Raw genomic sequence first — 21792 nt, 5'->3', positions numbered from 1 at the left:
TTAATTAATTTGTTGCAGCGTTAGAGAGGCTAAAATTCTCTGAGCTAGATTTTTTATTCACGACCGACACAGTTGCAGCTAAATCATGGGCACCAGAGGTCGCTTTCTGGACTCGGCCCCCCCCTACTTTAGACTTTTCCATTTTGTGCTCAGCGACTTTTTTCCCTGGCTCAGGTTTGGGTTCTGGCTTGGGTTCTGGTTTCGTGATAGGAGGCTTGCCTAAGTCATTGGAAGCTTGATCATCACTGCCACCACAACCGGTGAGACTGACACAAGCAAGCAGTGTCAAAGTAAAGCAATGTAGTTTTATTTTCATCGTTTTCCTTTATTAAAATAACGTTCATCAATGAACTGTCTGTATTCAAAATTGTATTGGGTAAATAATTACAGTCGGGTTTTATTTTCCCTCCGTATCTATCACCGAAGCTCTATAGTTACTTGGGTAAATATCTAAGGCTCGCTGCTTATATTTCTTCGCCTTTTCGGTTAAACCTAATTGCAACGATAGCTCAGCTGCTCTTATTAAAAGATACACATGATAAGGGTATAAATTGATTGCATGCTCTAAGCTTTTTAAAGCCGCGTCCTTATTACGTTCTTTATATAAATAAAGATCAGAAAGTCGCACAGCAGCAAAATAATCTTGAGGGTTTATCTTTAATGCTTTTTCAACAAGACTAGTTTCTCCCAAACGAGCACCTTTTGCAGTCAGATACCCTGAAGCTGTTTTTACCACCGATAGATAAGTCAGGCTCAATGCTACTGGTAATAAAATTAATATCGACCTTCTCTTTCCAATCGAAGTAAATTGTGTATTAGGCTTCTCTTTTGAAAAAACGACAGAGAATAAAATAACCGAAAAAAACAAGCTAACTGGGGTTAAATAGACTGAACTAAACATGGCATGAAATGACAATGAGAACACTGCCATAAAGATCCATGCGTCTATAAAATTACCATTAAGTAAATTCCTTAATGCTCTAAATAGAACCCAACCATAAAGAAGTGCAAATAAACTTCCCCCGATTAAGCCCAGTTCACTATAAAATTTAAGAATTATATTGTATGGCGAAAGCAATACTTGATATCTAGATACATAGGGTGATGATTCTGAAGTCCCAGCTTTCGCATACTTTTGATGAACAAACTCAAAGTTATTAACCCCAACGCCAAAGGGGTTGTCTTTCACCATATCTAATGTATTTAAAAATATATTATCTCGACCAGTATCCATATTCTGAATAGATTGAACTTGCTCTTCTAGCTTTCCAGTTCCAGAATTCTTCCAATAACTGAAAGTTCCAACAGCCAACACAAACACGAATGAAATCGAAAGATATTTAAAAGCAAATTTCTTTGTTTTAATTAAAACAAGCAGCAAGACTAATATTTCGGCACTTAACAACCCCAAAATAGTGCCTCGAGTGTTTGACTCAACTAGCAAGTTCATAAGCAACATTAAGCTAGCCAAACCCAATACTAGGTGAGCAATGGACTTTCGCTTAATATATATAGATAGAACGAGTATGGGGATCCAAATATTTAAAACTTGTCCGAGATAGTTAACAAAGCCAATCGGCGAAAAATTTGTATTACCGTATGGTATGCCTAGCCAATAACGTTCGTAGGCAAGTACTACACAGAATACAACAGAGCTGTAAAAAACACTTTCTGTGAGTATGTCAATTAGGCGTTCTTTTTTTATTAAAGATGCTAATGTAAATATCGATATTACAGCCGCCAAGAATCTAATAATAAACTGTATGCCTTCGAATCGGTTAGGCACCCACATTAGACTAAAGAGCATGTATAGAGACAATAACCCTACTAGTAAACTAACAATATTGACACTAATTCTAGGTGAGAAGTAAACTGATAAAGATATAAGAAAGATACAAAAGAGATCAAAAACAACCCATTTAGGATAGTTGTACTGGTAATAAAATGATTCAATATGTACAACCGAAATTGCACATGAGAATAAAATAAGAACAACTTTTAATAACGCTACCTTTGAAACCTTTATGGTTTCAAAGTAACTATCATCCGCTAACAGACGCATTAATTCCCTTTAAATAAAAACTCAAATAAAAATCACGAGATTTATACACTTTAACTAAATTAAAATCAATCAAAAAACGACATCAAAAAAAACATATTAAATTTTTCATTATTAAATATAATTTAGTTACAAATTATTTTCAGTGCAATAAAAATGCACAGCTAAAGTTATAAAGCCAGAACCAAAAACTTGATAACAGCTGCAAAAGGCAGTAAATGAAAAGTTAATTAAAATGAACGGGGTTGCAAAATATACAATTAAATTAAAACTACCCCAAGTTACCTTACCCACCTAGCAAGATAAAATTATGACAATACATCTGTTATGATTAATTTAAGTTATTAGTTATTTAGTTCTCGATTGAGGTGAACTATAAATTTTAAATTCAAAAGAAGGAAAGAGAGATAAGGAGTGCTTGATATTTGTACTGTCCGATATTATAAGTCTGCACTTTTAAAATGAGCGACCTAAAACGTTCTAAGCATGGTGAAACTATTCAAGAAAATGAGAGCACAATACAATTTATCGTGCCCTCACTTACAACGTGTTAGAACTCAACCCCTATAAACAACGAAAACTCATTAATATTATTTTCACTGATATCAAAATAACGGTATTGTGCCCCCACTTCTATGCGCTCACTCAATTTGTAGCCAAGCTCCGCGCCCATAAAGGCATTCGTTTCTGCAGCCTCATATGTTTGTAGAAAGCGAGTATCTCGTGTGCTGGTAATCTTATATTCCCAATCAAATGCACCTATGAACACTTGACCACTGAGCTTTTGCCATTTAAACAAGTCATAATTTACCTGTACTGTAAACCCCTCTGGTAATACTGGCGCAATGCGAGAAACAGCCAAATGCGCTTCATTCGGCGATAAGCTTTCTCCAACAAAATTTACCCTTCCTTGCCCCAAGTCGACATAGCCAACACCAACATGCCAGTTTGGAAGTAATTCGTAAAAACTACTTACAGACCAAGACCCACTAGTATTATCAATATCTTCAATTTGAAGGCCGGAACTATTATCTAATCTCTCCCCTGCACGGGCTTCACCAATAGTCCCTTTTAAAACCCAATTGTCTGCATAAGCAGATGAGGGCAAAAAGCAACTCAACGAGATCATGGCAAAACTCGGTAAAATAGATTTACGTCTACGAATTAACAGCGCTGAAAGTATCACAATAAGGCCGCCTCCTAAGCTACCTGATGATTTATTTTCGACAGCAATCGTTTTGTAAGCGGTCACCGTCACTTGTACAACTCCTTTTGATATCGCCCCTTTACTGTCCACCACGGTATATGTAACGATATCAACGCCTTCAAACCCTAGTTTCGGCGTGTAAGTAATTGTGCCGTCTGAATTTAAAGCCACGGCACCTTGTTCTGCTACCGCCTCAATGACAGAGAGTGCATCTCCATCCGCATCAAAGTCATTTTCGAGCACATTTAATGTAATAGAAGCTTTATCAGTAGTAGAAGCTTGGTCTAACGTTGTTGTAGGTGCAGCATTTACAGTTAAGTTAACGGCTACTGTACTACTTGCTGTACCGCCTTGCCCATCTGTGATGCTGTACTGGATCGTAGCTAAACCAACAAAAGTTTCAGGTGGTGTGTAGAGTAATTTGTTCTCTTCAATAACCACAGTACCGAAATCAACTGACGCACTGGTAATAGTCAATGTATCTCCATCAGCATCGGTATCATTGGCAAGAACATCTATCTGAATAGATTGGCCAGATCCAACTATTTTTTCATCGGCGCTCGCCACTGGTAACGTATTACCATTATTTATGACGGCAACACCACCAGGATCTATAATGCTGCCGTTCGCTATGCCATCATCATCGTTAGGTCCACCATCCACGATTTGAAGTTTTACACACCAGTCTCCCTCAGTGAGACCTTCCACCCAAACATCACTGCCAGGAGGGGCACAATAGCCAGGTTCACCAAGCGATGAATAAATTTTGTTTTGCTCATCTATAACAAAGTCAACCCACTGCTCGCCTTTCAACTTGCGATATACTGCATTTAAAGGTATTGGGTTTCGCTGTGGAATAACAATACTATAACTATCACCAGCTTGAGGTAGCCCAAACGCAATAAAGTCAAATAGCCCCCCTATATTTGTCGCAGTGTCATCTTGTTGTAGCTCTTCTGGTAAAAGTTGAACACCACCAGTGCTATTTTGCGCAATCGTAACGCCTTTTCTAATACAGACGCCGGGCTCACCTTCGATCAAAAACTGTGATGACTCGAGTACTTGCTCTTGCATTACATTACAATCAGTGATCGCATCTTGATAATCAGGTATACCGTCATTATCAGAGTCACTGTGCCCCTCTTCATTGTCTGGAATGAGGTCGCCATCCGTATCTTGCGCGGTTAAAACAGCAAGCTCAGGGACTACTTCTAGATAAATCTGAGCAGTACTAGATAAGTTAGGTTCTCCATCATCAGTCGCTGTGATAGAAATGCCATAAATACCCGTCGTCAATGATTGCGGCGAGAATGCAAACTCACTATCTACTGTGCTAATGTTTTGCAACTCAGCATCTAATGCGCTCCATTGTAACTGCACAGTATCACCAATATTGGGGTCGCTAATTTGTGCAGTAATCGTCACCAATTGTTCATTTGCCGTAACCGTAGTACGCAATTCATTATTTTGTGAAGCATTCAAAACAATATCAGGTGCGACATTTTGCTCTACAATGGTGATCTGCGTAGTAAACTTAGCACCTCGATTCAATGACTCATCCAGAGTTACAATGATCGTTTCATTTCCTTCACTCAATCCATCTTCGAAAACACTAAATGGGATCTCTCCCTCAATGCCAGCACGTATGGTAATCGTACCACTCGAGAGTGTATGATCTGCACTATTCGCGGTCCCTGATATCGTATACGGAATTTGCACAGGGTATTGCGCCGCTTCACCATTCAAAAACACACCTAATGTAAAGTTTTGCCCTTCAGATAATTGCATATCTTTTGATAAAGAAATCAATGGATTGACAAATACATTTTGAGTTGCAAAGGTGCTTAGTCCATTACTATCTTGGGCTTGCCACGTTGCTAAGTGACGCCCTGGAGGGAATAACACATTGTTGTCCACCAGTGATACGCCAATAACATTGCCATTACTGTCTGAAGCCGTTGCATTACCAAGCTCAACTTTGGTAAATAGAGCCGTTGCATTGACATTAATATCAGCAGGCACATTAATGGTCGGCGGCGTACCTTGCGCATCATTTCTAACCACTGTCAGCTCAGCAACAGCCCTGCTGATTTCGCCAGCCTCATCTTTGATCACATAATCGATGATCACTACACCATTAAACGTATCTTCTGGTGTGTAGACCAGTTCATTACCTTCAACGGTTACACTGCCCACCGACGCCTGAGCACTTAAAAGTGTCAGTAAATCCCCTGTATCCACATCGCTGTCATTGCTCAGTACTGCTAAGCGGTATGTGCCCGTTGCTTCATCAAAGGTTTCTTCAGAATAGCTATCATCTTGTGCATCTGGCGCATCGTTGACATTATCTATGGTCATTGTCACAGTGGCGACATTGGACTCTAGGCCTGAAGTGTCTTTGACTGTGTAAGTAAAGGTATCATTACCCACTTCATTGGTATTGGCGGTGTATACAATTCGCCCTAAACCATCGATACTGACTTGCCCTTTTGCAGGAGAGCTCACAATTGTCACACTTGATGGGTCTATTTCATTGTTACCATCCACGTCTGTATCATTGCCCAGCACATTCACCGCAAACGCCCCTTCCTCTTCAAGGGCAGCAATATCGTTAATGGCCACTGGCGCATCATTTACAGCTTCAATCGTCAGATTGACTGTGGCTGGTAAAGAGCTTAACCCCTCACTATCATTCAGGGTATAGGTGAAGCTGAACTGACCATTTTGGTCTTGTGTCGGAGTAATTTGCAATTGACCATCCGTTAAAATAGCCACAGTTGCGAAATCAAACACCCCATTATTTTGTAAGGTAATATTCGCGCCGTTAAAGCCTTCGTCTTCCACGTCGGTGTCATTTGATAAAACATTCAGCGTGATTGGTGTATCTTCTTGCGTTGTCACACTATCATCTGCTGCGATTGGCGCATCATTGATTTCACCGATATTAATTGACACAGTGGCCAACTCTGAAACAGCTCCGTTGCTATCTGCAATTGTATAAGTGAAGCTATCGGTACCTTCATCGTCTTCAAACGGCGTATACTCAATTGAGCCCGTATCACCATTAGCAACTGCATTGCCTTTTTTTGGTGCCGTGACGACTGAAATATCGCCTGTTGGGATACCATCTTCAATATCCGTAGCAAAGGCCCTGACGTTGATGCTGGTCTGCTCAGCATCTTCGTCAATGTTTACCGAGATATCTTCAACTTGGGGCACATCATTTATCGCCGAGATGGTGATAGACACTGTGGCTTTGTCTGAATTATTGGCATCTTGGTCTGATACGATATAGGTAAATAAATCAGTGCCATTTACATCTTGATTAGGTGTATAAGTCGCTACTCCGTTTTCAATTAATACAGAGCCAATAGCGGGTTGATCAACGACTACAGCAGAAGAGGCCACAATATCCCCTTCAGGATCCGTGTCATTGCTTAATAGATTTACCGTCACCGGCGTATCTTCATTAGTTTGCGCGCTGTCATCCAAAGCAACAGGAGAGTCGGACACTGGCGTGATTGCAATGGTCGCAGTCACAACCGCAGATTGAGCACCAAAGCTGTCTTGTAATCGATAGGTAAAGCTATCGCTCTGCGTTTCACTGTCGTTATGCGCGTAGGCGAAGCTGCCATCTGCATTCACACTCAAAGTGCCAAACGTTGGCTGAGTTAAATCAACAATCGTCAATACATCATTGCTATCTAAATCATCGTCAAGAGCAAAGTTACCACTCAGTAAGCCTTCAACACTGCTTACATTTAGTGTTGCTCCCTCGATAGTACTGTAGCTTGGTGCGATTGCTGTTGGGGCATCATTGGTATTATTAACAACAATATCAAATGACGCTAATGATGCACTTACCTGACCATCGCTGACAGAAACAATAATGTTGGTGTCAGTACCAACATTGGCGTCAAGCGGTGTGCCTGTCATTTCCCCTGTGGCAGTATTAAACTGAATCCAATCTGGTGCATTTTGAATGCTAAAGGTTAAGGTATCTCCGTCAATATCCGTTGCGCTTGGCGTAAAGCTATACGCACTGTCTTCATCGATAGAAGTTGAAGGAGCGCCGCTTATCGTTGGTGCGTCATTGGTATTAACAACGGTAATGTTAAACGCAGTGAGTGCGGCTGTTTCTATACCATCTGAAACACTGATCACAATGCCTGTGTATACGCCAACATTTGCATTGACAGGCGTGCCTGATATTGCTCCCGTTGTGCCGTCGAAGGACATCCAACTCGGCAAGTTTTCAATGGCGAATGTTAAGTTGTCGCCATCTTTATCTTCAGCAGTAGGCACAAAACTGTATGCACTGTCTTCATTAACTTGGTTACTTGGATTGCCTGAAATCGTTGGCGCATCATTGATATTATTGACAGTGATATTCACCGTTGCTAATTCTGAGTCTACCTGACCATCGTTCACTTTAAAGGTAAAGCTATCCGCTCCAAAGTAATCTAAGTTACCTGTATAGCTCAACACATTGCCATTGAGTGAGTAGCTACCATTGCTTGGTTCACCAACAAGCAGGTAAGTGAGATTATCGTTATCTATGTCTTCTGCACTTAGAGTAATATTTACCTGCGTCTCTTCATCTACGCTAACAGCTTGCCCTGTAACCGTAGGTTGGTCATTCACCGCGTTGACTGTCAAAGATACAGATGCAGCTGCAGAGTCATCAGTACCATCATTTGCTACGAACGTGAAAGTGTCTACCCCGTTGAAATTTGATGTCGGTGTATATAACCAAGTTGTATCTGATTGCTGCACCAATGTACCGTTAGAAACACCAGTGACAACACGGTAGCTCAGCGTATCATTTTCCTGATCAGTCGCACTGAGCGTAACAAGTAAACTACCATCTTCATCAAAATTGAGGTTTTGAGCCTGCGCAATCGGCGCATCGTTCACAGGGGTCACCGTCATTGTTACTGTGGCTTTATTAGACGTTGCACCCGCTGCATCTTGAACCGTATACGTAAAAGTATCATCGCCAAAGTAATGCTCGTTCGGGGTATACACAATCCCGCCTTGCGCATTGACAACCGCCTGACCAAATTGAGGCTGGTCAACCACAGTTACACTTGCAAGATTAAAGCTGTCACTTTCATCTACGTCCGTATCATTACCCAAGACGTTCACTTCAAATGAGCCCTCTTCTTGCAAACCCGCAGTGTTATCAACGGCCACTGGCGCGTCATTCACTGGGGTTAGAGTGACAGTTACTTGGGCGGGATCAGAGGTTAACCCTTCGCTGTCAGTCAGGGTATAGTTAAACGTGAAGGTGCCATTTTGGTTTGCAACAGGCGCAATATTAAGCTGTCCGTCGGCTTGGATAGTCACCATGGCTTTTTCATAGCTACCAGCGCCATTACCTTGATCCTCAAGTGTAATATTCGCCCCGTTGAAACCTTGATCTTCTACATCACTGTCGTTTGATAAAATCGACAACAGAGTGCTCACATCTTCATCGGTTGTGACACTGTCAGCAGCGGCCACGGGTTTATCGTTTACCGCGCCAATATTGACGGTAATTGTCATCGGTGCTGATACAGCCCCAGCGCTATCTGCTACCGTGTAAGCAAAGCTATCTGAGCCTGTTTGATTTGCAGCAGGTTGATAAACAAACGTACCCTGCTGTTGGTCGATAACAACACTACCTTTACTTGGCTGAGTCGATATTGCCAAGTCTCCTGTTGGTATACCATCCTCTATATCCGTGGTCTGCGCACGAACTTGCAGCGGATCTGAATGAGTATCCTCAGATGTATTAATCACCAATTCTTTCGCTACAGGGAGGTCATTATCCGCGGTAATAGTCACCGTCACCGTCGCCGTATTAGAGGTGTTTTGCTGCGCATCTTTGACTGTATAAGTGAATGTATCTACACCATTTTCATTGGCATTTGGTGTATAGGTCGCAACCCCATTTAATAGGCTCACACTCCCTTTGCTCGGTGCCGTAACAACCGTTGCAGAGGAGGCCACCATATCTTGCTCAGGATCGCTGTCGTTAGCCAATAAATTGATGTTACCTGCATTATCTTCAACCACGGTCAACACATCATTCACCGCTGTTGGCGCATCCGCAACTGGCGTGACATTAATCGTCACCGTATAGGTATCAGATGTCGCGTTTGATGCATCTTTAACCCGATAGGTAAATTGATCAGTATGGTTTTCGCTACCATCATGCTGATAGGTAAAGCTACCATCTGTATTCAGTGTCAACTGACCAAATGAAGGGGCTGCGACCTGTTCTACAGTGAGCGTATCTCCGTTATCAGTATCATCATCTGTTGCAGTGCTGAGTAAACCTGCTTGCGCAGTCACACTCAGCGTGCCCGCTTCTTGAGTCGCAAAATTAAACGCAGTGCCACTTGGCGCATCATTGACATTGGTCACTTCAATATTAAAGCTCGCCAATGACGCCGAATCAGTGCCATCATTCACCGAAATTACAATCCCATTATACTCGCCAACATCAGCATCCCTTGGCGTGCCCGAAAGCCCCCCCGTCGTCGTGCTAAACGTCAACCAACTAGGTAAGTTAGTGATGCTGTAGGTGTGTGTATCTTGCTCATCTGGATCAACCAAAGTGGGTGTAAAGCTATATGCTTGGTCTTGCGCAATCGACGTTGTAGGCTGACCAGATAGAGTCGGCGCCACGTTATACTTTTTAGTCACTGTATCTGAAATCGGATCTGCGCTGTTTCCAGCTACATCTGTTACAGTCACCGATACCGTCAAAGTACCTTCAGCTAAATTACTTACATCAATCGCGGATACTTGAGCAGTAGCAGCTGTAATATTGCCATTACCAGTCACCGAAGCGTTATTTGTATCTGTGATGCTGTATGTAAATGTACCTGAGCTCTCCAAACCAGTTAAACTAAAACTCAGAGCAGACTCATTATCTCTATTGATAAGTGCTTGATCTATATTGACGGCTTGCCCTGTCGGCGCACTGGTATCGACACTCAAAGTGATTTGTTGCGCCGCTGTATTTGGGTTGCCTGCACTGTCGGTAAACTTATCAGCAAGAATATCAAGCGTGGCATTCGCTTCTGAATTTTCACTCGGCGTGAACACCACGCTATATTGCGTGCCTGAAGTGGCAATGAAGTTGCTTAAAGTCCCGCCTGAAACGCTCACATCATCTATTGTGAAATTATCACTCGATTCACTCAACACAATAGTAACCGTCGCAGTTTCACCAACCTTAAGTGCCGTGTCTGATGCACTGAATGTTGTCACTGATGGGCTGGATGTATCTAGCTCACTGGTTGCGGTAACCGCTGATGCAGCGTTCCCTGCCGTATCTGTCAGTGTCACAGACAGCGTGAGTGTGCCGTCATTCAGTGCACTTAAATCTATATTAGAAATGGTTTGGCTTGCAGAGGTTACCGTGCCATTGCCCGTTGCTGACGTGCCGCCATTACTACTTGAAATAGTATAGCTGTAGGTTGCGCCTACTTCGGCACTGCTAAAGCTAAACGAGGCAGCGGTTTTCTCGGTGTTGGAATATAACGTATCGCCCAGTGACACACTGTGACCTGTTGGGGCCTTGGTATCCACCGTTATGGGCAGCTGCGTCGCTGCGGTGTTGTTATTGCCTGCTGCATCGCTAAAGGTGTCTGCTGCAATGTCTAACGTGGCGTTCGTTTCTGAGTCCGCCGTTGGTGTAAAGAGCACGCTATATTGTGTGCTTGAAGTCGCACTGAAATTACTCAGTGAGCCACCTAATACGGTAATATCTGACGAAGTGAAAGTCGTGCTGGCTTCACTCAATACAATAGAAATCGTCGCCGTTTCACCGGCTTTAAGGTTGGTGTCTGAGGCACTGAAAGTGGTTACCGTCGGCTTGGTTTTATCAAGACTTGCGGTATCAGTTACAGCAGTGGCTGCGTTGCCCGCCGCATCAGAGACAGTCACTGACAGCGTGAGTGTGCCATCATTTAATCCGCTGATATCCGCAATGTTCACCGTTTGTGAGGCGCTGGTGATATTGCCGTTGCCTGTCACTTCCGTGCCGCCATTGCTGCTATTTAATGTGTAGGTATAGCTCGCGCCCACTTCAGCACTGCTAAAACTAAAGCTCGCACTGCCCGTTTCTGTGCTGTTATAACTGGTGTCATTGAGTGCCACACTGTGACCACTTGGCGCGCTGGTATCTAGCTCACTGGCTGCGGTGACCGCTGTGGCCGCGTTCCCTGCGGTATCTGTCAGTGTCACAGACAGAGTAAGTGTGCCGTCATTCAGTGCACTTAAATCTATATTAGAAATGGTTTGGCTTGCAGAAGTCACCGTGCCATTGCCCGTTGCTGACGTGCCGCCATTACTACTTGAAATAGTATAGCTGTAGGTTGCGCCTACTTCGGCACTGCTAAAGCTAAACGAGGCAGCGGTTTTCTCGGTATTGGAATATAACGTATCGCCCAGTGACACACTGTGACCTGTTGGGGCCTTGGTATCCACCGTTATGGGCAGCTGCGTCGCTGCGGTGTTGTTATTGCCTGCTGCATCGCTAAAGGTGTCTGCTGCAATGTCTAACGTGGCGTTCGTTTCTGAGTCCGCCGTTGGTGTAAAGAGCACGCTATATTGTGTGCTTGAAGTCGCACTGAAATTACTCAGTGAGCCACCTAATACGGTAATATCTGACGAAGTGAAAGTCGTGCTGGCTTCACTCAATACAATAGAAATCGTCGCCGTTTCACCGGCTTTAAGGTTGGTGTCTGAGGCACTGAAAGTGGTTACCGTCGGCTTGGTTTTATCAAGACTTGCGGTATCAGTTACAGCAGTGGCTGCGTTGCCCGCCGCATCAGAGACAGTCACTGACAGCGTGAGTGTGCCATCATTTAATCCGCTGATATCCGCAATGTTCACCGTTTGTGAGGCGCTGGTGATATTGCCGTTGCCTGTCACTTCCGTGCCGCCATTGCTGCTATTTAATGTGTAGGTATAGCTCGCGCCCACTTCAGCACTGCTAAAACTAAAGCTCGCACTGCCCGTTTCTGTGCTGTTATAACTGGTGTCATTGAGTGCCACACTGTGACCACTTGGCGCGCTGGTATCTAGTGTACTCGTCGCCGTCACCGCTGACGCTGCGTTCCCTGCGGTATCTGTCAGTGTCACAGACAGAGTGAGTGTGCCGTCATTCAGTGCACTTAAATCTATATTAGAAATGGTTTGGCTTGCAGAAGTCACCGTGCCATTGCCCGTTGCTGACGTGCCGCCATTACTACTTGAAATAGTATAGCTGTAGGTTGCGCCTACTTCGGCACTGCTAAAGCTAAACGAGGCAGCGGTTTTCTCGGTGTTGGAATATAACGTATCGCCCAGTGACACACTGTGACCTGTTGGGGCCTTGGTATCCACCGTTATGGGCAGCTGCGTCGCTGCGGTGTTGTTATTGCCTGCTGCATCGCTAAAGGTGTCTGCTGCAATGTCTAACGTGGCGTTCGTTTCTGAGTCCGCCGTTGGTGTAAAGAGCACGCTATATTGTGTGCTTGAAGTCGCACTGAAATTACTCAGTGAGCCACCTAATACGGTAATATCTGACGAAGTGAAAGTCGTGCTGGCTTCACTCAATACAATAGAAATCGTCGCCGTTTCACCGGCTTTAAGGTTGGTGTCTGAGGCACTGAAAGTGGTTACCGTCGGCTTGGTTTTATCAAGACTTGCGGTATCAGTTACAGCAGTGGCTGCGTTGCCCGCCGCATCAGAGACAGTCACTGACAGCGTGAGTGTGCCATCATTTAATCCGCTGATATCCGCAATGTTCACCGTTTGTGAGGCGCTGGTGATATTGCCGTTGCCTGTCACTTCCGTGCCGCCATTGCTGCTATTTAATGTGTAGGTATAGCTCGCGCCCACTTCAGCACTGCTAAAACTAAAGCTCACACTGCCCGTTTCTGTGCTGTTATAACTGGTGTCATTGAGTGCCACACTGTGACCACTTGGCGCGCTGGTATCTAGCTCACTGGCTGCGGTGACCGCTGTGGCCGCGTTCCCTGCGGTATCTGTCAGTGTCACAGACAGAGTAAGTGTGCCGTCATTCAGTGCACTTAAATCTATATTAGAAATGGTTTGGCTTGCAGAAGTCACCGTGCCATTGCCCGTTGCTGACGTGCCGCCATTACTACTTGAAATAGTATAGCTGTAGGTTGCGCCTACTTCGGCACTGCTAAAGCTAAACGAGGCAGCGGTTTTCTCGGTATTGGAATATAACGTATCGCCCAGTGACACACTGTGACCTGTTGGGGCCTTGGTATCCACCGTTATGGGCAGCTGCGTCGCTGCGGTGTTGTTATTGCCTGCTGCATCGCTAAAGGTGTCTGCTGCAATGTCTAACGTGGCGTTCGTTTCTGAGTCCGCCGTTGGTGTAAAGAGCACGCTATATTGTGTGCTTGAAGTCGCACTGAAATTACTCAGTGAGCCACCTAATACGGTAATATCTGACGAAGTGAAAGTCGTGCTGGCTTCACTCAATACAATAGAAATCGTCGCCGTTTCACCGGCTTTAAGGTTGGTGTCTGAGGCACTGAAAGTGGTTACCGTCGGCTTGGTTTTATCAAGACTTGCGGTATCAGTTACAGCAGTGGCTGCGTTGCCCGCCGCATCAGAGACAGTCACTGACAGCGTGAGTGTGCCATCATTTAATCCGCTGATATCCGCAATGTTCACCGTTTGTGAGGCGCTGGTGATATTGCCGTTGCCTGTCACTTCCGTGCCGCCATTGCTGCTATTTAATGTGTAGGTATAGCTCGCGCCCACTTCAGCACTGCTAAAACTAAAGCTCGCACTGCCCGTTTCTGTGCTGTTATAACTGGTGTCATTGAGTGCCACACTGTGACCACTTGGCGCGCTGGTATCTAGCTCACTGGCTGCGGTGACCGCTGTGGCCGCGTTCCCTGCGGTATCTGTCAGTGTCACAGACAGAGTAAGTGTGCCGTCATTCAGTGCACTTAAATCTATATTAGAAATGGTTTGGCTTGCAGAAGTCACCGTGCCATTGCCCGTTGCTGACGTGCCGCCATTGCTGCTTGAAATAGTATAGCTGTAGGTTGCGCCTACTTCGGCACTGCTAAAGCTAAACGAGGCAGCAGTTTTCTCGGTATTGGAATATAACGTATCACCAAAGGCTACACTTTGCCCACTGGGTGCTTGCGTGTCCAAGGTGAGCGATAAATTACTCGCTGAATTCGCCGTATTACCTGCATTATCAACAGACTGCGCTGAAATAGTATGACTGCCCGCTTGTAACGTAGACGATGTGATGCTCCAAGTACCACCCGAGACAGTAGTACTACCGATATTACCGTCCAAATTGGATGACAAGTTGATGGTGTCACCTGTGGTGCCTGTGCCCGTAATCGTTGGCGTTGTGTCGTTTGTAATATTGTCTGTGCTGGAAGTACCTGAATCACTACTGGCAGAAAGGTCTGGCGTGCTCGGTGCATTAGGTGCGGTTGTATCTATGGTCACACTCAGAGCGCTAGAGGCGCTACTTTCATTATTGCTAGCATCCGTTGCCTTCGCTGTAATCGCATGGGTCGTTGCTGATAATGTACTAGTGGTTATCTGCCAATTACCGCCGGTTGCAGTGCCACTACCAATCACTGTGCTACCTGACTGATCGCTGTACAACCTTACCGTACTGCCAGACTCAGCTGTACCACTGAATGTTGGCGTAGTATCTGATGTGACATTATCGGTATTTGAACCACCGGTGTCCGACCCCGCATCAAGGTCTGGCGTAGAGGGGGCGTTTGGCGCGACATTATCTACAACGGTAATAGTGAATGATTCTTGGAAAGTGGTTGTGCCATCATTTGTCTGAACACAGACAATATAATCTCCTGCACTTAATGCCGACTGAGTTTGCAAATTCGAACTGCTAATTTGGAAACTGCTGTTTCCGGCATTACTCGTACAAGTACCACTGGCACTGCTGCCACTATTCACTAGGCTATATGCATGCACATTGGCGCTATCGAGATCCGTGGTCGACAGCGTGCCCACATTCACACTTGTCCCCGTTGCCGATTGATTGATACTCGTTGCAGATAATGCGATATCTGTTGGCGCATCGTTTTGTGCTGTAATATTCACAACCGCCTGGTTTGTGCCTGTACTATTCGCCGTGCCATCGTTAAATGTGTAGTCAAGCGTTACGCTTGAAGGCGGATCATCCGATGTATTGCTATAGGAAATAGATTGGATCACGCCATCCACAATGGCCGATGTTGCGCTAGCATTAAATGTCAGAACAAGCGTCCCAGCCGAGTTTGTCGTCACAGTACCAACACTGGTGCCATTGTAAGTAAAGGTATTCCCCTGTGTTAACGTGCCAAGCAAACTTAAGTTTGCAAACACATCTTGTGCATTGGCGCCGCCATTTCGCGTGATGGTTAAAGACGCACCATTGTAATTACCCGCTCCCCCATTTAAAGCATCCAATTCTGTATCAGCTACAGTCGCATCACTATCAATGGCTACCGCCGAACCATTTTCTGTAAACGTAGACAATCCGTTTAGTGAGCTAAACACAGGCACATCATTGGCTGCAATAAAGGTGATCACAGTGTTCGCGCCGCTATCGGCGACTGTAAAATCTAAACTTGCGCCCGGTGAATTCGAGAGCGTCAATGCAATCTCAGTAGCTGCAAAATCTGTCGCATCGGTATCCACTTGTAAGGTACTATTACCGTTAAATCTGACGTTGCTCGTGGTTAATCCAGTGACACCCGTCACCGTGATCATATCCCCCACAGCAAGGTCCGCGATGGTATCACCATTTAAATCGCTGGCACTACCGACAAAGTTATCATTACCACCATTACCCGTTATTGAATCTGTACCCGAGCCAGGTCTTATCGTATCGGCGCTGTCACCCCCTGTTAAAGTGTCATTACCTGTTAAATCGGTTGCGGAAATCACCAAGCTATCGCCTACTAATGCAGATGCGTTGATGGTAACCCCAGCATTAATGGCTGAACCCGATGAATTACTGACGGTGACGGTCCCGCCATTTGAAGAAAAGTTATCTGAAATAGTCACTAAAGTGACACTGTTAGAGCCTAGCGAAATATTTTCAATACTTGAGACACTGGTCGAACTGAAGTCGAATGTGCCACCACTGACCAAATTCAATGTTTCAGTACCCGCAGCGCCATTTATTGCTGTTGAAAAGTCACTGACATTTTGAGCGTCAATCGTTACTGTTGCACCACTTGCCAATGACAGTGTGCCCACATTACTAATAGTTGCACCGGTTGTATTTGCACCATCACTGGCAGACACGATGTCAGCAGCAGTCGCTTGACCTGTTAACGAACCTGAAAAGCTTTGCCCTGCAATATTAAAAGTAATTGCATCAGTCACCGATGTTGCCGTAACACTTGTTGTTGCGCCCACATTGATTGTGCGCGTATTACTAGAGTCATCCCCTACTGTGTAATTTTCTATGCCTGAGCGCGTTGTTATATCGCCATCACCTGAGATCACGATGGTTTCTGTACCACCAGCGGTGACTGAGCCACTAAAGCTCTCATTTTGCGCCGCGGTCATCGTCACTGACGCACCAGTAGCTAGAGCAAGATTGGTAATATTCGAAATGGTCGCGCCGCTAATGTCTGCGCCATTGGATAAGCTTAATGTATCAGCGGACGTATTCTCCCCTGTAAGCGTACCTGTAAACGTTAATGTCCCAACGTCAAAAGTCACTGCATCAGTGGCACTGGTCGCGGTTACAGAGTGACCAGCCGCGGCTACCGTTATCGTACGAGTATTTGTACTGTCATCGCCAATAGTATAATTTTCGATGCCAGCAACCGTTGACACATTCCCATCACCAGACACTGAAATTGTCTCTGTGCCAGCAGCCGTGACTGTGCCTGAAAACTGAGAAAGTTGTGCTGCACTAAACGTCGCCGATGCGCCGCTTGATAAAGTGAGATTTTCAAAGCCAGAAACTGTTGCGCCTGCTATGCTGCCGCCATTTCCGACACTAAGCGTATCTGTACCAATACCGCCCGCTAATGTGCCTGTCGCGGTCAGAGTCCCCACATTAACAGTATCGTTGTTGCCACTCCCAGTTAAGTTTTGCCCAGCGCTGCCCAGTGTAAATGTATTGCCAACAGATAGAACGTATGACTCTATTGCAGCATTACCTGTTAACCCATCTGTGGCTGCTGAAATGGTAATCGTATCTGTACCGGTTGCCGTCATGGAGCTAAAACTATCATGCTGTGCTTCGGTCATGGTCACCGAAGCACCCGAGTTTAATTCCAGTATTTCCGTATTTGAGACAGTTGCACCCGCGATATTCGCGCCATTTGATAGACGCAGTGTATCGCCTGTCCCGCCACTAGCATCAAGCGTGCCTGTTGGTGTAAGCGCTGCGACATTAATGACATCATTTGAGCTACTACCCGAGACATTTTGCGACGCACCGCCCAAAGTGAAGGTCATGGCAGCACCTAACACATAGGTTTCAATGTCCGCATCCCCGGTCACTGCCGCATCACCATTGGCGCTTGAGACAGTAAACTGATTCGTACCCACACCATTTATGGTGGTAAATGACTCATGCTGAGTCTCACTTAAGGTCAAGCTACCGTTATTTGCCGCCTCTAATGTTTCAAAGTTTGTCAGTGACGTCAGTCCACTGATATCTACACTATCAGAGACATTCAAGGTATCCGTGCCACCGCCGCCATCCGCGGTTGACCCTGCCGCATGGGCCGTTTGTGCTATGGTTAAAGATTCATTTTCACTGGTGAATAAAATCGCGGGGTTTAGGTTAGCACCCGTTGTGGTATTAAACGATGCACCCGACGAGGTGGTCGAAGTGACATTCGCGACACTCACCGTTGAGGTGCGTGACACACTATTATCAGTACCATCATTGACGACAACCGTTACCGTTCTCGCCGTTGTATTAGGCGTAGACGACGTATTGTTATAGGTTATGGCATCTAAAAACGTCTGCACTTGAGCGAGTGTTGCCGTCGCCCCTGTAATCGAAATGGTATCTTGCAGGGTGATATCTGAGCTGCCCGATACCCCATTTAAAGCATTTTGCGCAGAGCCTGTGATATTCAGCCCTTCAGAGGCCCCGTCTTGGTCGTTCGTTAAAGATACCGTAATTGTTTTAATGGTATCTGACTCTGCATCTGTGACACTGGCACTGTTAGTAATGCCAACGGCCCCGCCCCCCTCACTGAAAGAAGACGACCTATTATTACCACCGGCAGCGGTATCTAAATCTACCACAGGTGCAGTATTGGCTGCGGTGACTGTTGCACCGACTTTAAAAGTATAAGTGCCTTCATTGGGATCATTACTGGTTATAGTAACGGTAGCATTTGGTGAGCCAACCGTGGTCGGGTCTAGCTGAACAACAAATGTCGTGCTGGTTACCCCATTTAAAGAACTAGCGCCAGGTTGGCTAGATATTGAAAAGTCACTGGAAGCTGAAATGCTCACTAATGGAGAGCCACTCAAATTAAGCGTAGACGCTGCGATTACATTTTCTATGGTAAACGTACGAGTAAAATTGCTGCCACCCGTTTGGTGAGAACCAAAATCAGTATGGTTACTCGCACTTAATGTCGTCGTGCCAGATGTAATTGATTGACCATTACCTTTTAAGTTGATGTCCGGGTCTGGCGCTGCTGCGGTACAATCATTGGTATCAGGGAACCATACACCAGGCCCAGGCGCGGCTTCACAACTGGCTTGGCTACCATACGCGGTAGTACAACCAAAAGAGGCTTGGCAAGAAGCAGCAAGCTCTTTGGCAATATTCACTTCACCATTAACTTGAGTCGCTCCCATCCCTTGGCTATCAAGTAAGCCTTGCGCTGCCAAAAAAGACAGCGTGGCTGATGCAGCATCATCTTGGTTGCTGGACTGTGCCATTTTATGCTCAGCAATACCAAATACCTCATCCTGTTTATTGCTTTGCTTATTGTTGAAATAAATGCTGTCTGTCACCTGAATGGAGCTGAGCGACGGCACGTCGTGATTTGGCAAAAAGTAACTATCCGCAATATGTGAAGAAGAATTTGCAGCAACCAGTGATGGGATCATCACCCCTAATATCGAGGTCGTCATATCAAGTTTTTTCATTTCAATTCCTCCTTCGTAAACTCATATAAATGCGCAGAAATAGCGTCATCACCGCTGATCATTTCAGGAAACGTAGAGTTGGGAATAATGCAAAGATCGTAAAGTTGGCTGACATCGCCTTTAAACTGCAATTTGGATAGGATCTCACCGTTGTGCTTATTGATAATCCATATGCCACAGACAGTATCTTTTTGGGTATGCGCTTTGGTTAAAGGTATATCATTAACCACGGTAGACGAACGCACATGACTGGTCGCAACCAACATCAAATCACCATAAAATGTCAGGCCACGAGTAAAGCCAGGTAATGTGCATAAAACTGATTTTTCACAAGTTTTCGGGTCGTAACACAGTATTTCACCTTCGCCTGAGTTACATAAGTAAACTTTCCCATCATGGCATCTTGGTGAATGTGGCATGGATAGCCCACTGATGAGTATTTCATTTTTTTCTACATCCATTAACGTCCCATTTAGCTCGGTTCGCCATGAATCTTGATAATCTTGAGTATTAAACGTTGTGACATATTTAGGTTGCCCATCTAACATGGCCATACCATTTAAATGACAACGGTCTTGCGGTTTTAACTCGCTGATAAAGTGCGGCTTCCATCGGGGTGTAAAGCCGGACTCTGAAGAAAGGGTCGCAAGGCATGAAAAGCTAGAGTTAACAACCCATAATCCATCATCGCCCCAAGCAATATCGTGAGTATTGAGCGTCCCCGTTGTTAACGAAGAGCGCTCAGTAAATAAGACATCACATTGTTTTATTGCACTGATCTGCTCAGTTCTAAGCGCTTTAAATGCATCGGTATCGCGTTGCTCGTCTCTTAATTTACTTGCCAAAGAGTCAATGTTGTCCACTTCCCCGCTGAGTACACTTTTTCGAGCCATACCGCTTGCTTTAAAGTTCACAATTCGATTCACGGTACTGACTAAAAGTCTATCTTCACTGACACAGACGCCCATTGGCCTGACAAACTTTTTTACACTGCAATTCAGTGCCGTTCCTCGGCTTCTAAGTAACATCACAGCATGTGATTGATAGCTAGAAACAACCAGTGAAACCCCTAATGCTTGCAAAATCTTAGGGAAGTTCTCACTATATTCACTCGCAAAGTCAATGTTGACGAGATCAGTCTCATCACCCGTACTTCCGTAACCCTGTTCACGATACCCTTGCATGCCTTTACTCCTTAGTTAACAGCGCGCAGTCTCTGTTTAAAAATCAAACGAGCTTAATAATTGTTATTGAGTTTAATTTCATTGTTTGTCAGGCCACACCCCAACAGGTGCGACACTTCTCCGGTAACCCAAGCTGCAGCCGAAGACGTCCCATGTATAGTGAAATTTGAACCTTGTTCTTTTTTGGAAAATACGCCTGGCGCATACACATCTACACACCTGCCATAATTTGAAAACGGTGCAATTGTTCCATCAACAGACAATGCACCAACTGTTGTTACGCCTTTTATCAACGACAGCTTATTGCTCACACAAGCATCCTGTGCATGGTTGCCTGCCGATACAATAATGTAAGAGATACCGCCCTCCGTTAAGCCATCACGGATCACATTAGCCAGTAGTTCTGAAACAAAAGGCAGTGTCCAACTACTATTAATGACGTCTACCTGCATTTTTTGAGACACACTGAATGCCAAAATCATGGCCGAATTTAAGGTGCTTGCTTGTTGAATAGTCACTAGTTCTGCTGCGGGGACACCCTGCTCAATTATGTGAGACTGTAAGTTGCTCGCTATGACATTGGCAACCATGCTGCCATGACCGCGTGTGACCTCTGTTTTGGATAATAGTTGTTGGCGGTCTGCATCATATTCCAGCAATACATTAAACGTTGAAAGCGCAGGCTCAGATAAACTCATACCATGATCAATAATTGCTATGCGCTTTGGGCGATAAGACGAAATACATTGAGGGCTGTGAAGCAGCGCAACCTTTTGCGCTTTCAATATATTTTTACGTGTGTGTTCCGTCTGTACATACTGGTGAACAATGGCAAAGTCAGGCTGTACATTTACCACTGAGTTCAATTGCTTAAGCTGTTTATAAACAGATAAAAAATGTGTCTTTTCAGGTGATACTAGAACAGTTGTGCTGTGTGTATTCTCTGCCAGTATTTGGCTTGCAGCAATCGGCTCAACGTTATGTGCTTTGCGTTTATCAATTTGGGCAATTAGTTTGTAATTGAGATAAAAATCTAACCCAATATTGCTGCTATAAATATTTGTTTGGGCTGATGGGTATAACTTAATTTCTTGTAGATTATTTTTAAAAGTAATAAAGGGTCTATTGGGGGTGTCAGCGACAACCCCAAATGCGAATAGAATTAAAAAACAGCCTAAAACTTTCACTACTAACGGCCC

The 21792-nt window shown here is 44.9% G+C and carries 5 protein-coding genes; all 5 read right to left on the bottom strand.

The window, feature by feature from the left end:
- Window positions 1-4: 4 nt before the first annotated feature.
- The gene (locus tag JF50_RS18480) at window positions 5-316 is read right to left on the bottom strand and encodes a hypothetical protein (RefSeq protein ID WP_039610823.1); all 312 of its coding nucleotides are present in this window, start codon (window positions 314-316) and stop codon (window positions 5-7) included.
- 81 nt (window positions 317-397) lie between these two features.
- Complete coding sequence (locus JF50_RS18475) at window positions 398-2062, bottom strand: O-antigen ligase family protein (RefSeq protein ID WP_039610822.1); 1665 nt, start codon at window positions 2060-2062, stop codon at window positions 398-400.
- Between the two features lie 547 nt (window positions 2063-2609).
- Window positions 2610-19409: a tandem-95 repeat protein gene (locus JF50_RS18470; RefSeq protein WP_039610821.1), complete on the bottom strand. Its 16800-nt coding sequence runs from the start codon at window positions 19407-19409 to the stop codon at window positions 2610-2612.
- Complete coding sequence (locus tag JF50_RS18465; RefSeq protein WP_052262458.1) at window positions 19406-20593, bottom strand: TIGR03032 family protein; 1188 nt, start codon at window positions 20591-20593, stop codon at window positions 19406-19408. The genes JF50_RS18470 and JF50_RS18465 overlap by 4 nt, the downstream gene beginning before the upstream one ends.
- Window positions 20594-20646: 53 nt before the next feature.
- Window positions 20647-21780 carry a S8 family peptidase gene (locus JF50_RS18460; RefSeq protein ID WP_039610820.1) on the bottom strand — a complete coding sequence of 378 codons (1134 nt, stop codon included), beginning with the start codon at window positions 21778-21780 and terminating at the stop codon, window positions 20647-20649.
- Between the last annotated feature and the right edge of the window lie 12 nt (window positions 21781-21792).

The organism is Pseudoalteromonas luteoviolacea, from assembly GCF_000814765.1.
GTDB classification, from domain to species: domain Bacteria; phylum Pseudomonadota; class Gammaproteobacteria; order Enterobacterales; family Alteromonadaceae; genus Pseudoalteromonas; species Pseudoalteromonas luteoviolacea_H.
This window is presented reverse-complemented; position numbering and strand designations above follow the sequence as displayed.

What these genes read in the sequence shown, in the direction of transcription:
- JF50_RS18480 (WP_039610823.1), bottom strand. Translation starts at nt 316, where the DNA reads ATGAAAATAAAACTACATTGCTTTACTTTGACACTGCTTGCTTGTGTC.
- JF50_RS18475 (WP_039610822.1), bottom strand. Translation starts at nt 2,062, where the DNA reads ATGCGTCTGTTAGCGGATGATAGTTACTTTGAAACCATAAAGGTTTCA.
- JF50_RS18470 (WP_039610821.1), bottom strand. Translation starts at nt 19,409, where the DNA reads ATGAAAAAACTTGATATGACGACCTCGATATTAGGGGTGATGATCCCA.
- JF50_RS18465 (WP_052262458.1), bottom strand. Translation starts at nt 20,593, where the DNA reads ATGCAAGGGTATCGTGAACAGGGTTACGGAAGTACGGGTGATGAGACT.